The organism is Stenotrophomonas maltophilia group sp. msm1, assembly GCF_032025805.1.
In the GTDB taxonomy this organism is placed as follows: domain Bacteria; phylum Pseudomonadota; class Gammaproteobacteria; order Xanthomonadales; family Xanthomonadaceae; genus Stenotrophomonas; species Stenotrophomonas hibiscicola.
Genome location: NZ_JAVSKH010000001.1, coordinates 1,203,865 through 1,217,842, shown reverse-complemented (window position 1 = coordinate 1,217,842; position 13,978 = coordinate 1,203,865). Strand labels below are relative to the sequence as shown.

Genomic DNA, 13,978 nt, shown 5'->3' with positions numbered 1-13,978 from the left:
GCCATCACACTTGCAAGCGCGCGCCGGCACCCCCACGTTTTCCGGCATCCCCAGGCCATCGACCCACGGAGCGCCGCCATGACCGCCTTCGACCTGACGCCCCCCACCGCCACCCAGACCGAGGCCCTGGTCGCCGGCCTCAGCAGTGAGGAACGCCGCGTGCTGTTGCAGCACGGCACCGAAGCGCCGTTCTGCGGCGTGTTCCTCGACAACAAGCGCGAGGGCGTCTACTGCTGCCGGCTGTGCGCGCTGCCGCTGTTCCGCTCCAGCACCAAGTTCGATTCCGGCACCGGCTGGCCCAGCTTCTTCGCCCCGTTCGACCCGGCGCACGTGCGCGAGATCCGCGACACCAGCCACGGCATGGTCCGCACCGAGATCACCTGCGCGCGCTGCGGCAGCCATCTGGGCCACGTGTTCCCCGACGGTCCGCCGCCCACCTACGAGCGCCACTGCCTGAACTCCGTCTCACTTTCCTTCGTCGGCAATGGCGAGCCCTGGCCCGATCCGTTGCAGCGTGGCGGCGCGGAAAGCGGCGTGGCCGGCTGAAACACCCCGCTGACCGATTTCACAGAATTCCCTCTTCAGAAACCCGGGCGACGGGCCGACAAGGAGATATCCCCTCTCCCTGCGTCGCCCCATGCTCATCATCGTTGGATTCCTGGTCGTCATCATCAGCGTGATCGGGGGCTACCTCGGTGCCCACGGCCGCCTGGGCGCCCTCTGGCAGCCCTACGAGCTGGTCATCATCGGCGGCGCCGCGCTCGGCGCGTTCCTGGTCGGTACCCCGGCCAAGACGGTCAAGCAGACCCTGCAGGCCATGGTCGGCGTGTTCAAGGGCCCGCGCTACAAGCAGCAGGATTACATCGATGTCCTCAGCCTGCTCTATGAACTGCTCAACAAGGCGCGCCGCGAAGGCTTCATGGCACTGGAAGACCATGTCGAACGCCCGGCCGAGAGCGCCCTGTTCGCCAACTACCCCAAGGTGCAGGCCGACCACCACCTGATCGACTTCATCACCGACTGCCTGCGCCTGATGATCGGCAGCAACATCGAGCCGCACGAGCTCGAGCCGCTGCTGGAGCTGGAACTGGAGAAGCACCACGCCGAGGCCATGGCACCGTCGCAGGTGCTGACCAAGGTCGCCGACGGACTGCCCGGTTTCGGCATCGTGGCTGCGGTGCTGGGCATCGTCATCACCATGGGTTCGATCGGCGGCGACATCGTCGAGGTCGGCGGCCACGTGGCCGGTGCGCTGGTCGGCACCTTCCTCGGCATCCTGCTGGGCTACGGCTTCGTCGGCCCGATGGCGGCGGCGATGGAAGCCCGCGCCGAACAGGACAGCCGCATCTACGAATCGGTCAAGACTGCCCTGCTGGCCTGCCTGCGCGGTTACAACCCGAAGATCGCGCTGGAATTCGCCCGCAAGACGCTGCCGTCGAACGTGCGCCCGGCCTTCTCCGATTTCGAGCAGCACCTGAAGACGGTCAAGTAAGCCATGGCCGAGAACAAGCCCACCGTCATCGTCCGCCGGGTCAGGAAGGCCGGCCACGCCGCTCACCACGGAGGGTCGTGGAAGGTGGCCTATGCCGACTTCGTGACCGCGATGATGGCCTTCTTCCTGGTGCTGTGGCTGATGGCCACCACCAACAAGAACGACCGTGCGGCCATTTCCGAGTACTTCCGCAACCCGAGCCCGCTGAGCGGGCAGAGTGCCACGCCGGCACCCGGCATGGCCGGCCCGGGCGGCGCCAGCACATCGATGATCAAGCTGGGCGGCGCCACCGACATCTCGCGGGGCAGCAGCAACGATCCCTTCCAGAACCAGAAGGAAGCAGTGCCGCAACCGGTGGACCAGCAGCAGCGCGACAAGCAGCAGCTGGAAGCACTGATGAAGGAGCTGCAGGAAGCGATCAGCCGGAGCCAGGCACTGGAACCCTTCAAGGACCAGCTGCTGCTGGACCTGACTCCGGAAGGCCTGCGCATCCAGATCGTGGACAAGCAGAACCGGCCGATGTTCGACCTCGGCAGCGCTACGCTGAAGCCGTACACGCAACAGATCCTGCACGAGCTGGCCAACTACCTGAACCACGTGCCGAACCGGATCAGCCTGACCGGCCACACCGACATCACCGCCTATTCGGCCGCACGCGGCTACGGCAACTGGGAACTGAGCGCCGACCGCGCCAACGCTGCACGCCGTGCACTGGTGGACGGCGGCCTGGAGGACAGCAAGATCACCCGCGTGGTCGGCCTGTCCTCGTCAGTGCTGTTCGACAAGGCCGACCCGCAGAACCCGATCAACCGCCGCATCAGCATCGTGGTGATGACCAAGGCCGCCGAGGAGGCAGCGCTGGCGGGTGCCGGCCCCCAGGTGGGGCTGTCGGCGCCCACCGCCGACCCGGACGTGCAGGCCGCGCAGGGGCAAGCGGAATAAGCTGTGGGTGCGCGCCTTGGTCCGAATCCACAGGGCCATGCCGGGCGAGCGCACCACGCCGCACCCGCTACAATGGCGGTCTTTCCGTTTCCAGGTGATCTCACCCCCATGTCCCAGAACTCCAAGGCCAAGCGCGACAAGCGCAAGAAGCAGCAGGGCAAGCGCCCGTTCCTCCGCCTGAACGCGCAGCAGCAGGTGCAGAACCATGCCGTGCTGACCAACGAAGACGGCCAGGTGGTGGCGGCCATCGGCCTGCAGGGCCGTGAGTGGCTGCTGGCCATCGGCGGCCAGACCATGGGCAACGCCGAGAACCCGGTGCCGATGCTGGCCATGCTCAAGCACCTGGCCAACGTGCAGGAGAAGGAAGGCCGCAAGGTCAACCTGGAGTACTCCGAACTGCTGCAGAAGCTGCTGGACACCCTGGCGGCCGAATCCGAGCAGACCGCCGACGAATACCTGGACAAGCTGGTGTCCGAGTTCGAAGGCGTCGACGCTGCTGAAGGCGAAGAAGGCGAAGCCGTCGAGGGCGACGCGGCCGAAGAAGCCGCTGCCGAGGCCGCCCCGGCCGCTGACAGCGACAGCAAGCCGCAGGCCTGAACCGGCCGCGGCGGTGACGGTCTACGTCGATGACGCGGTGCATCCCTGGCGCGGACAGCGCTGGGCGCACCTGATGGCCGACACCCTGGCCGAGCTGCACGCAATGGCCGCGCAGCTCGGCATTCCCCCGCGCGCCTTCCAGAACAAGGCCAGCGGCGCCCACTACGATGTCACTGCCGGGCTGCGCGCACAGGCCATCGCGCTCGGCGCCCGGGCGATCTCACGGCACACCGACCGCGAGCTGGTCAAGGCGGTGATTGCCAACGCCCGGGCGCAGTACCGGCCGTAGGCTCGGCTGCCGTGTGCCTCCTGTAGTGCCGAGCCGATGCTCGGCTGCTCTACGCGAAATGCAGCCGAGCGTGGGCTCGGCTCTACAGGCCCGATCAGAACGGGTCGCTGCCCAGCCGGATTTCCACGTTCAGCAGCGAGCACAGCGCAAGCATCGCGTCATCGTCGCGGGTCAGCGCCATCACCCCGGTAAAGCCATCACTGCCGGCATCCACGCTCCACAGCGTGTAGTTGTGCTCGCGCAGGCGGTCGAAGGCGGTGGCCATCAGCTGCACGCCGTCCAGGCCTTCGGCAAAGTCCTCGTCGTCCAGGTCGCCACCCCAGTCCAGCTGCAGGTTGAAGCGCGCCGAAAGCTCGTTCACCGCCGACTGCAGCGACTCCAGGTCCTCACGCTCCACATCGAAACCGGACTGCCAGGCGATGGCGGTGAACAGCGCCGGCAGCCAGTCGCTGTCCGCTTCCAGCGGCTGACCGTCCTCGGCCAGGTGCTCGCGCCAGCGGTTGAACTGCTGCAGGGCCAACTCTTCGTCACCCGGGTTGATCAGCACCAGCAGGTTCCAGACCCGCGCCTCGAAGCCCTCCTCGTCGAAGTCGTGGATGTCTTCCTCGAAGTCGAAGTAATCGCTGTTGTCGGGCATGGCGGAACGTCCTTTGGGGCAGGCCGGCATTCTACGGTTTATCCTGTGCCGCTGAAGCCGGCCTTGGTGGCCGTCACTGTGAATGAAGCGATGAGCGATACCCCTCCCGACCACCTGGCGATCAACCCGGCCAGCCCCTTCCATGATGCGCAGGCGCTGGAGCGCGGCGTTGGCGTGCGTTTCAACGACATCGAGCGCGACAACGTCGAGGAATACTCGGTCAGCGAAGGCTGGATCCGCGTGCAGGCCGGCAAGGCCCGTGACCGCCGCGGCAACCCGATGACGATCAAGGTCAAGGGCAAGGTCGAGGTGTATTTCCTGGACCAGAAACCGGAATAACCGGCACCGGCATGTAGAGCCGAGCCTGTGCTCGGCTGCTTTTCGTTCCGGGTTCATGACGCCTGAAGCAAGCGTAGCCGAGCATGGGCTCGGCTCTACATGCCAGGGCGGAATCCGCGTCAGCGTCAGCAACGCCCGGTCCCAGGCATCATTCGCGCTTGCGCGATTCCAGCAGGTCCAGGTTGCGGATCAGGCGCCGCGAGATCTCATCGGAGATCACCCCGCGCCGGGTCAGCCGGAACAGTTCCTCGCGCTCGGCGTTGAGGCCGGCGCTGCGCAGCTGGCGGTAGCCCAGCTCCATGCGCCGCACCTTCTCCGGGTCTACGTCGGGCCCGTCGTTGTCCTTCTCCAGGTGCCGCTGGTACAGCAGGCTCACCCGCGAGGCCGCATCGTTGTACAGCTGCACGTTCTCGGTGTTCTGGTTCATCACCAGCTGCTGGCGCATGCGCTCGACCCCGGCCAGCGCCGCCTTCGACGACAGGCGGCGCGCCAGGTCCTCTTCCTTGCGTTCACCCGAATCGGCCGGCAGCTGCAGGCCCTTCAGCAGCTGCGGCAGCGCGATGCTGGCGCCGAGCAGCGAGAACAGGATCACCGAGGCGGCCAGGAAGATCACCAGGTCACGTGCCGGGAACGCACTGCCATCAGGCAGGAACAGCGGCAGGGTCAACACGCCGGCCAGGGTGATCGCACCACGCACGCCGGCCACCGAGGTCGCCACCACGATGCGCCAGTTCGGCGCTTCGCCCCGCTCCAGTCCGCGGCGGCGCGCGCGCAGCAGGTTCCAGCGCAGCGACAGCCACACCCACAGCAGGCGCAGCACCACCAGCGCCAGGTTGATCACCACTACGTACACCAGCAGCCACCACGCGCTCTGGTGGCCGGTCTCGTTCATGGTAGTGGTGGCACGTTCGACAATACCGGGCAGCTGCTCGCCCAGCAGCACGAACATGATGCCGTTGAAGCTGAACTGCAGCATGTTCCAGACCCCGGCACGCTGCACGCGCATGCTGCCGGAGACGCGGCCGGTCAGCTCGACGTAGCTCATCGCGATACCGGCGGCGACCGCGGCGAGGATGCCGGAGGCGTGGATCTCTTCGGCCAGCAGGTAGGCCGCGAACGGAATGAGCAGGTTGACCAGCATCGCCGCGCCCGGCTCCTCGCCGAAGCGGCGCCACAGCCAGCGCTGGAAGGTCGACACACCAAGGGTGACCGCCACGCCCACCGCAAGGCCGGCCACGGCCACCCACACGAAGGTCAGCGAGGCCGTGGCCAGCGAGAACGTGCCGGTCATCACCGCAGCCACCGCGAAGCGGAAGCAGACCAGGCCCGATGCATCGTTGAGCAGCGACTCGCCTTCCAGGATGTGCATCAGGCGCTTGGGAATCGGCGCCTTGGAGGCGATCGCCCCCACTGCCACAGGATCGGTCGGCGACACGATCGCCGCCAGCGCGAAGCACACCGCCAGCGGCATCACCGGAATCAGCCAGTGGATCAGGAAGCCTGCGCCGATGACGGTGAACACCACCAGGCCGAACGCCAGTTCGAGGATCGCGCCCTTGTCGCGGAACAGGCCCTGCTTGGGAATGCGCCAGCCATCCAGGAACAGCAGCGGCGGCAGGAACAGCAGGAAGAACACTTCCGGCTCCAGTGCGTGGCCGCGGTTGAATACCCCGGCAATGACCGCGCCCAGGCCGATCTGCACCAGCGGCAGCGGCAACGAGAACGGCAGGACGCGAACCAGGTAGCCGCTGGCGACAACGGCCACCAGCATCGCCAGGACGACTTCAATGGTATGCATGCTTCTTCCAGGAAGCGGCGCGTGGGGCGGCTTGAAGGCCAGCGCCGGAAACCCGGAAAAAACTACCACATGCGGCCACGGCCGCGACGGCCGGGGCCGTCGCGCGCCAGCCCCGGCTCATGCCCCGTCGAAGCGGTACAGGTCCATGGCCAGGAAGCCGGCGTCGATGCCGGCATCGATGCGACGCGCACCGAAGCCGCCCTCGCCGGCCGCGCCCATTGCAAAGAACAGCGGCAGCAGGTGCTCGTCGGTCGGGTGCGCGCGTTCGGCGAACGGCGCCTGCCGGCGGTAATCCAGCAGGGCCTGGCGGTCATCGGCGGCCAGGCGCTGCTCCACCCATTCGATGAAGGGCCGCACGTACGGCGCTTCCTTGCCGTCCTGGTAGTCGCCCCAGTCGTGCAGGTTGTGGGTGATGCTGCCGGAGCCGACCAGCAGCACGCCCTGTTCGCGCAGCGGCGCCAGCGCACGGCCCAGCGCGAACTGATGCTCGGGGCCGAGCAGCGGCTGGATCGACACCGGCACCACCGGGATGTCCGCCTGAGGGCGCAACAGCCGCAGCGGTACCCACGCGCCGTGGTCGAGGCCACGCTGCGGGTCGATGGCCACTGGCAGGCCTACGGCGGCGATGCGGCCGGCCACTTCTTCGGCCAGTGCCGGATCACCCGGTGCCGGGTACTGCAGTTCGAACAGCGCGCGCGGGAAGCCACCGAAGTCGTGGATGGTCGGCGGCTGTGGATGCGCGCCAACCAGCGGCTGCCGGCCCAGCCAGTGCGCCGAAGCCATCACGATGGCGCGCGGCGTCGGCAGATCGCGCGCCAGCTCGGCCAGGCGCACGCCAACCTGGCCCGGCTGCAGGGCAGTCATCGGCGAACCATGGGAGATGTACAGCGAAGGCAGGCGGGACATGGAATTCTCCAGTTGCAGGATCAGGCGGCGATCAGCGCGAACGCAGGGTCCACTTGCCATCGCCGAGCAGGAACAGCACCACCAGCGCCAATGCCCAGAACGCCGGGTATTCCCAGCCGCCGCCGGCATTGGCGAAACCGAAACCGTTGGCGCCGTGCACGGTAACGATGGTGCCCAGCAGCAGCGGCACGCCGACCAGGCCCACCCAGCGTGCGTAGATGCCCAGCAGCAGCGCGACGGTGATCACCAGTTCGACGCCGATGGTGAGGTAGCCGAGCACACCGGGCAGGCCCAGAGACTCGAAGAACGCCGCCGTGCCGGCCGGGGTGAACACCAGCAGCTTGGTCAGCGCGTGGACCAGGAACAGCACGCCCAGAGCCAGGCGCAGCAGGGTGGCGCCATACGGCGCCAGCGGCGAAACAGAAGCAGCGGTGGTGTGCATCGGAAAGCACCTTGAAGGGAGTGGGCACAGGTTATTGCGCCTTCACGGGCCGATAAATACGATCGTTTGACCGTATTTATTTCATAAGGCGCAACAATGGACACCCTCGAGGCGATGCGCGTGTTCGTGGCGGTGGTCGAGCGCAACGGCTTCAGTGCCGCCGCCCAGGCCCTGGACATGTCCACCGCCGGCGTCACGCGCCAGGTCGCGGCGCTGGAAAAGCGCCTGTCCACCCGCCTGCTCCACCGCACCACGCGCCGGGTCAGCCCGACCAGTGCCGGCGCCGCCTACTACGCCCAGTGCGTGCGCGTGCTGGCCGAATTCGACGCGCTGGAGGCCAGTATCGGCGCGCAGGCGCTGGAGCCTTCGGGCACGCTGCGCATCAACGCACCGGTGAGCTGGGGCATTGCCCGCCTCGGCCCGCTGCTGGCCAGTTATCGCCAGCGCTTCCCGCAGGTGGAGCTGGACCTGGCGCTGTCCGACCGGCTGGTGGACATGGTCGAGGAAGGCTACGACGTGGCCATCCGCATCACCCGCGAGCCCGGTCCCACGCTGATCGCACGTCGCCTGGGCGAATCGCGGGTGAGCCTGTGCGCCGCGCCGGCCTACCTGGCCGCACACGGCACCCCGCAGACCCCGCAGGAGCTGCAGGCACACGCATGCCTGAGCTACAGCTACTGGGCCGCTGGCGACCATTGGCCACTGCAGGGACCGGGCGGCGAAGTGAAGGTCTCGGTAAGCAGCCTGCTGCACGCCAACAACGGCGACGTGCTGCGCGAAGCGGCGATCGCCGGCATGGGCGTGATCCTGCAACCGGACTTCCTGCTGGAAGACGCACTGGCCGACGGCCGTCTGGTGCGCGTCCTGCCCGAGTGGGAAGCCGCGCCGATCGGCATCTTCGCGGTCTACACCAGCCGCAGCCACCTGGCACCGAAGGTGCGCAGCTTCATCGACCACCTGGTGGAGGCCGGGGTGTAGCCGAGCCTGGCGTTTGCCGTAGTGCCGGCCGCTGGCCGGCAATCAGACACCTCCCGGTCCTGGGCGAATGCCGGCCAGCGGCCGGCACTACCACTTAGGCGGCGACCTCATCCAGCGCGTCGATGATCCGTTCCAGCGGTGCCGGCCGTCCCAGCAGGTAGCCCTGCACCTGATCGCAGCCATGTGCCGCCAGCCAGTCCAGCTGTCCCGGCGTCTCCACGCCTTCGGCGATGATGGTCAGCCCCATGCTGTGGCCCAGCGACAGCAGCGCGCGGCAGATCGAGGCATTGCGCGGATTGGTTTCCACGTCCGCCACGAAGCTGCGGTCGATCTTCAGGATGTCCAGCGGCAGGTGCTGCAGGTAGGACATGCTGGAATAGCCGGTACCGAAGTCATCCAGCGACACGCTGATGCCCTGCTCGTGCAGGCGCTGCATGGTCTGCATCGCCTGCCCCGGCTTGCGCATCAGGCTGCTCTCGGTCAGTTCCACATGCAGCGCACCCCGCGCCAACCCGAACTCCTGCTGGGCGCGGGTGAACTCGGCCACCAGGTCGCTGTTGAAGAACTGCACGGCCGAGACGTTGACCGCAATCGGCAGTTCGCCCCACCCGGCCTCGACCAACCGCCGCTGCGCCTTCGCTGCCGCTCGGATCACCCAGCGGCCAAGTGCCAGGATCAGCCCGGTGTCCTCGCACAGCTGGATGAACTCATTGGGCGGAATGAAGCTGCCATCAGCCTGCGGCCAGCGCAGCAATGCCTCCAACGCCGCCGGGCTGCCATCGCTGGCATGCCGGATCGGCTGGAAGTACAGCTGGAACTCGTTGTCGATGGCCGCATGGATGCGCCCGGCCAGGCGCAACCGGTCGGCCAGCCGCGTGGTCACCGCTGCGTCGAACCAGACCACCACGTTGCCCTCGGCACGCGCCGCGTGCGCCGCCTGCGCGGCCATGCCGATCACCTGTTCGGCCGTGTGCCCGTCACCGGCGATGTGCACGGCCACGCCGATGCGCGGCTCGAACTGGTGCAGCGAGTCCTTGCCGCGCATCGGCGCCGAGACGATCTGCAGCAGGTCGTCCAGCACGCGCTGGGGATCGTGCCCGGCACCAATGGCCAAGACGAAATCTTCGGCCGGCTGGAACGCCAGCGTGCCATAGCGCGCGCCCAGGCCCCCGAGCCGGGTCGCCATCGACTGCAGTACCGCATCGCCGATCTCGCGGCCCAGCGTATCGGCCACCAGCTGCAGGCCGCGCAGCTGCACGAAGGCGATGGTATAGCCCTCGCCCTGCCCATCCAGCTGTTCGGTCAGGGCGCGCACATTGAGCAGGCCGGTGGCCGGGTTGTGCCGTGCCTGGTAGGCCAGGTCGCGCTCGTAGGCCAACCGTTCGCTCACATCCTCGGCCAGCACCAGGCACGCGGGCTGTCCGTCGAAATCGAGTTTGGACAGGTGCGCGCGCACCTCGAACACGCTGCCGTCCTTGCGCCGGTGCAGGCGCACGGTCGCGTCCGGAGGATCGCCCACCTGTGCGCGCTGGATGGCACCACGCACCTCGTCCCAGCCCTCGCGCGGGCGGATGTCGAGGATGCTCATCGCCAGGAACTCGTCGCGGCTGTAGCCGTACTGGCGCACGGCGGCATCGTTGACCTCGATGAAGCGCAGCGTGTCCGGGTCGAATACCCAGAACGGCGCCGGATTGCGGTCGAACAGCAGGCGGAAGCGGCGTTCCACTTCGCTCATCTGCTCGCGCGCCTGATAGCGTTCGCTCAGGTCGGTCAGCGCACCGATCATGCGCCGCTCGCTGTCGGCCACTTCCACCCGCTGCCCACGTGCCCCGACCCAGCGCACCTCGCCTCCGGGCAGCACCAGGCGGAATACCTGGTCGAGCACCGCGCCGCCGGCGAAGGCCTGGTCGAAGGCCTGCTGCAGGCGTGCGGCGTCGTCGCGATGCACGCGTGCGAAGAAGTCGGCCACCGGCAGGGCATCGGTCTGCACGCCGAAGATCTCGCGCGCCAGGGGTGACCAGCGCAGCAGCGCGGCATCCTCGTCCACGTACCAGGTGCAGACACGCCCGACCTGGTGCGCAAGGCGCAGCTCGGCGTGGCCGGCCTTCAGCTCTTCGGCCATCGACTGCTGGCTGCGGGTGGTTCGGCGCACCGCATACAGCAGCACCAGCAGCAGCACGATGTAGGCCAGTACGATTGCCACCGATGCCTGCAGGTAGGGCCACCACGGTGCCAGCACGTCTTCGTCGGCCAGGCCCACCTGCACCGCCAGCGGACTGCGTTCGAGCGTGCTGATGGTGAGGATGCGCGGTACGCCATCCACCACGCCCGGCATGCTGCCCAGCTCGACCACTGCCTGCGTGCCGAGCAGGTCACGGCGTGGCAGGTCATAGCGGTGGCCCACCGTGCCATGCGGGTCAGGCACGCGGGCCAGCATGTAGCCTTCGGCATCGCTGATCGAGACCAGTCCCTTGGGGCCGACGTCGAGGCCACCGACGATGCGCTGCAGTTCGCCGCAGCGCAGCCGTGCCAGCAGCCAGCGTTCGCCGGCCATCGGCAGCGCCAGCGGGACCACCCAACCGCCATCGCTGGCCCGCTGCGGCGGGCCGATATACAGCGCGCTGCCCTGGCCACGACGCTGCGGGTCGGTCCACAGCGGCAGCTGCAGGTCGCCCTCGCCGGCCGTCAGCGGTCGGCCATGGCGGTCGAGCACGGCGATGCTGTGCAGTTCGGCATGCCGGCCCAGCACCCCGCCGATGGATGCATCCAGCAGGGCCGGCGCCTGCGCCGGCACGCTGCGGAACAGCTCGGCTGCGTCGGCGGCGATGCCGGACATGGCCCGCTCCAGGTTGCGCAGTTCCAGCGCCAGCAGGCGCTCGCTGCCCACCGCCAGCGCGCGGCTCTGGCGCTGCGCCGCTTCCAGGCGGCGGTGGTAGTCATTGACCAGCATGAGGGTCAGCCCGGTGACCAGCAGCACGCCCAGCAGCACTCCGCCCCAGGTAATGGCGCGCAGCGGCCGGGCCAACGCGCGTTTCAGCGCGGGCATCGGCGGGTGTTCCTTGTGCAGTCGGCTGGCTTCATGCGCGAACGAATCCTCCACGTCCCCGACCTCAACGGCCGGTGGACGCCATTCTTGACGCCTGACCCGCCCCCGCATGGCCACCTCCCCGTGTCCGCGCAGGGTTCCAGGGCCCAGCATGCACCACCCCGGTGACGGCGTGAAGATCGCTTCGGCGCGTTCAGCCAGATCCTGCACAGGACCGGCCAGCCACAGGGACGGCCAGCCGGGCTGCGGCGGATTAGACTTGGGGTTTTCCGCTGCAAGAGAAGTCCATGTCCAAGCTGCGCCGTCCCACCCTGGCACTGGCCATCGTTGCCAGCCTGTCCCTGGCTGCCTGCGACCGTCCGGCCGATCCGGCCGCTGGCACCGCCAAGCCCGCCGAGGCTGCACCCGCTGCCGCCAAGCCGATGCTGGGCAGCTTCGGCTTCGATGCCAGCGGCATGGACCGCAGCATCGCGGCCGGCGATGACTTCTTCGGCTTCGCCAACGGCACCTGGGTGAAGAACACCGAGATTCCGGCCGACCGTTCGCGCTTCGGCAGCTTCAACGTCATTGCTGAAAAGACCCTGGCCGACACCCGCGCCATCCTCGAGGGTGCGGCCGGCAATGCGCAGGCCAGCGGTGACGACAAGCTGATCGGCGACTACTACGCCGCCTACATGGACGAAGCCGGCATCGAGCAGCACGGCATCGCCCCGGTGCAGCCGCAGCTGAAGGCCATCGAGACCATCGCCGACAAGGCTGGCCTGGCACGTGCCCTCGGCGGCGAGATGCGCGCCGACGTCGACCTGCTCAACGCCACCAACTTCTACACCGACCGCCTGTTCGGCCTGTGGGTGTCGGTGGACCTGCTGCAGCCGGACCGCACCGCGCCGTACCTGGTGCAGGGCGGGCTGGGCATGCCCGACCGCGATTTCTACCTGGGCGGCGGCCGCATGGCCGAGCTGCGCAAGCAGTACCAGGCCTACATCGCGCAGATGCTGCAGCTGGCCGGTGTGGCCGATCCGGCCGGCAAGGCACAACGCATCCTGGCGCTGGAGACGAAGATCGCGCAGGCGCATGCCACCCAGGAAGAAACCAATGATGTGACCAAGGGTGCCAATCCGTGGACCCAGGCCGACTTCAACGCCAAGGCGCCCGGCATGGACTGGAACGCCTTCCTCGACGCGGCCGCGCTGGGCAAGCAGCAGGACTTCATCGTGTGGCAGCCCAAGGCCGTGGCCGGCCTGTCCAGGCTGGTCGCCACCGAGCCACTGGAGGTGTGGAAGGACTACCTGGCCTTCCACGCGCTGGACCGTGCCGCCGCCTACCTGCCGAAGAAATTCGCCGATGCCCGCTTCGCCTTCCATGGCACCGCGCTGAGCGGCACGCCGCAGCAGAGCGACCGCTGGAAGCGCGCCGTGGACGATGCCAACCATGCCGTCGGCGAAGCCATCGGCAAGCGCTATGTCGAGAAGCACTTCGACGCGAAGACCAAGGAACGCGCGGACGAGATGGCCAAGAACATCATTGCCGCCTTCGCCAAGCGCATCGACGCGCTGGCGTGGATGTCGCCGCAGACCAAGGCGAGCGCCAAGGCGAAGGTGGCCGGCCTGACCGTGGGCATGGGCTATCCGGAAAAGTGGCGCGACTACACCGGCCTTGAGATCCGCCGTGATGACCCGCTGGGCAATGCACAGCGCGCCGAGCTGTTCGAGTACCAGCGCAACATCGCCAAGCTGGGCAAGCCGGTCGACCACGGCGAGTGGGCGATGCTGCCGCAGACCATCAACGCGATGAATGTGCCGCTGGAAAACCGCCTGGTGTTCCCGGCCGCGATCCTGCAGCCGCCGTTCTTCGACGGCGCCGCCGACGACGCCGTGAACTATGGTGCGATCGGCGCCGTGATCGGCCACGAGATCAGCCACGGTTTCGACAACGCGGGCGCACTGTTCGATGAAACCGGCAAGCTGCACAACTGGTGGACCGCCGAGGACCTGAAGCAGTTCAACGCCGCCGGCGATGCGCTGGCCGCGCAGTTCAGCAGCTACGAGCCGTTCCCGGGCGTGCATGTGAATGGCAAGCTGACCCTGGGCGAGAACATCGCCGACGTGGCCGGCCTGGGTACCGCCTACGACGCCTACCAGCTGTCGCTGCAGGGCAAGCCGGGCCAGACCCTGGAAGGCTTCACCCCGGACCAGCGCTTCTTCCTCGGCTTTGCCCAGGCCTGGCGCAGCAAGAGCCGCGAGCAGGCGCTGCGCAACTCGCTGCTGACCGATGTGCATGCACCGGGCCAGTTCCGCGCACTCACCGTGCGCAACATCGACGCGTGGTACCCGGCGTTCGACGTGAAGGAAGGCCAGAAGCTGTACCTGGCCCCGGACAAGCGGGTCAAGGTGTGGTGATGTAACCGGAACGGGCGCCGCAAGGCGCCCGTTTCACTTGCGGGTAGCTGCCAACCTTGGTTGGCACATGCCCCGCTCCGGTGGGTGCCAACCTTGGTTGGCATGGCGCGGAT

The 13,978-nt window shown here is 68.0% G+C and carries 13 protein-coding genes; 8 read left to right on the top strand and 5 right to left on the bottom strand.

Features of this window, described 5'->3' with window-relative positions; genetic code table 11:
• Positions 1 to 78: 78 nt before the first annotated feature.
• The 5 genes from msrB to ROV95_RS05400 all read left to right on the top strand — a co-directional run bounded on the left by msrB (position 79) and on the right by ROV95_RS05400 (position 3,320).
• Complete coding sequence (msrB, locus tag ROV95_RS05420; protein ID WP_019660915.1) at positions 79 to 546, top strand: peptide-methionine (R)-S-oxide reductase MsrB; 468 nt, start codon at positions 79 to 81, stop codon at positions 544 to 546.
• Positions 547 to 637: 91 nt separating this feature from the next.
• Complete coding sequence (gene motA / locus ROV95_RS05415; protein ID WP_014645799.1) at positions 638 to 1,492, top strand: flagellar motor stator protein MotA; 855 nt, start codon at positions 638 to 640, stop codon at positions 1,490 to 1,492.
• A 3-nt stretch (positions 1,493 to 1,495) separates the two neighbouring features.
• Positions 1,496 to 2,434 carry a flagellar motor protein MotB gene (gene motB / locus ROV95_RS05410; RefSeq protein ID WP_019660913.1) on the top strand — a complete coding sequence of 313 codons (939 nt, stop codon included), beginning with the start codon at positions 1,496 to 1,498 and terminating at the stop codon, positions 2,432 to 2,434.
• Between the two features lie 108 nt (positions 2,435 to 2,542).
• Positions 2,543 to 3,031: a hypothetical protein gene (locus ROV95_RS05405; protein WP_019660912.1), complete on the top strand. Its 489-nt coding sequence runs from the start codon at positions 2,543 to 2,545 to the stop codon at positions 3,029 to 3,031.
• 13 nt (positions 3,032 to 3,044) lie between these two features.
• On the top strand, positions 3,045 to 3,320 hold the full coding sequence (locus ROV95_RS05400; RefSeq protein WP_019660911.1) for a DUF4031 domain-containing protein: 276 nt from the start codon (positions 3,045 to 3,047) through the stop codon (positions 3,318 to 3,320).
• A gap of 94 nt (positions 3,321 to 3,414) precedes the next feature.
• Here the strand turns inward: ROV95_RS05400 and ROV95_RS05395 are convergent, their stop codons facing one another.
• Positions 3,415 to 3,957 carry a hypothetical protein gene (locus ROV95_RS05395; RefSeq protein WP_019660910.1) on the bottom strand — a complete coding sequence of 181 codons (543 nt, stop codon included), beginning with the start codon at positions 3,955 to 3,957 and terminating at the stop codon, positions 3,415 to 3,417.
• A 90-nt stretch (positions 3,958 to 4,047) separates the two neighbouring features.
• Between ROV95_RS05395 and ROV95_RS05390 the strand changes: the two genes are divergently transcribed.
• The gene (locus tag ROV95_RS05390) at positions 4,048 to 4,296 is read left to right on the top strand and encodes a DUF3297 family protein (RefSeq protein WP_026347120.1); all 249 of its coding nucleotides are present in this window, start codon (positions 4,048 to 4,050) and stop codon (positions 4,294 to 4,296) included.
• A 148-nt stretch (positions 4,297 to 4,444) separates the two neighbouring features.
• Here ROV95_RS05390 and ROV95_RS05385 read toward each other — a convergent pair whose 3' ends face one another.
• The 3 genes from ROV95_RS05385 to ROV95_RS05375 all read right to left on the bottom strand — a co-directional run bounded on the left by ROV95_RS05385 (position 4,445) and on the right by ROV95_RS05375 (position 7,442).
• Positions 4,445 to 6,094 carry a Na+/H+ antiporter gene (locus ROV95_RS05385; protein WP_019660908.1) on the bottom strand — a complete coding sequence of 550 codons (1,650 nt, stop codon included), beginning with the start codon at positions 6,092 to 6,094 and terminating at the stop codon, positions 4,445 to 4,447.
• Between the two features lie 117 nt (positions 6,095 to 6,211).
• The gene (locus ROV95_RS05380) at positions 6,212 to 7,000 is read right to left on the bottom strand and encodes a class III extradiol ring-cleavage dioxygenase (RefSeq protein ID WP_312543399.1); all 789 of its coding nucleotides are present in this window, start codon (positions 6,998 to 7,000) and stop codon (positions 6,212 to 6,214) included.
• A gap of 31 nt (positions 7,001 to 7,031) precedes the next feature.
• The gene (locus ROV95_RS05375; protein WP_049459294.1) at positions 7,032 to 7,442 is read right to left on the bottom strand and encodes a DoxX family protein; all 411 of its coding nucleotides are present in this window, start codon (positions 7,440 to 7,442) and stop codon (positions 7,032 to 7,034) included.
• Between the two features lie 96 nt (positions 7,443 to 7,538).
• Between ROV95_RS05375 and ROV95_RS05370 the strand changes: the two genes are divergently transcribed.
• Positions 7,539 to 8,420 (top strand): LysR family transcriptional regulator, encoded by an 882-nt coding sequence (locus ROV95_RS05370; RefSeq protein ID WP_312543397.1) that lies wholly within the window; start codon positions 7,539 to 7,541, stop codon positions 8,418 to 8,420.
• Between the two features lie 94 nt (positions 8,421 to 8,514).
• On the opposite strand, the gene ROV95_RS05365 is transcribed toward ROV95_RS05370, so the two are convergent.
• Complete coding sequence (locus tag ROV95_RS05365) at positions 8,515 to 11,577, bottom strand: EAL domain-containing protein (RefSeq protein WP_312543823.1); 3,063 nt, start codon at positions 11,575 to 11,577, stop codon at positions 8,515 to 8,517.
• 176 nt (positions 11,578 to 11,753) lie between these two features.
• On the opposite strand from ROV95_RS05365, the gene ROV95_RS05360 reads away from it, so the two are divergent.
• A complete protein-coding gene (locus ROV95_RS05360; RefSeq protein ID WP_312543396.1) occupies positions 11,754 to 13,865 on the top strand; it encodes a M13 family metallopeptidase in 2,112 nt (703 codons plus the stop codon).
• Positions 13,866 to 13,978 lie beyond the last annotated feature (113 nt).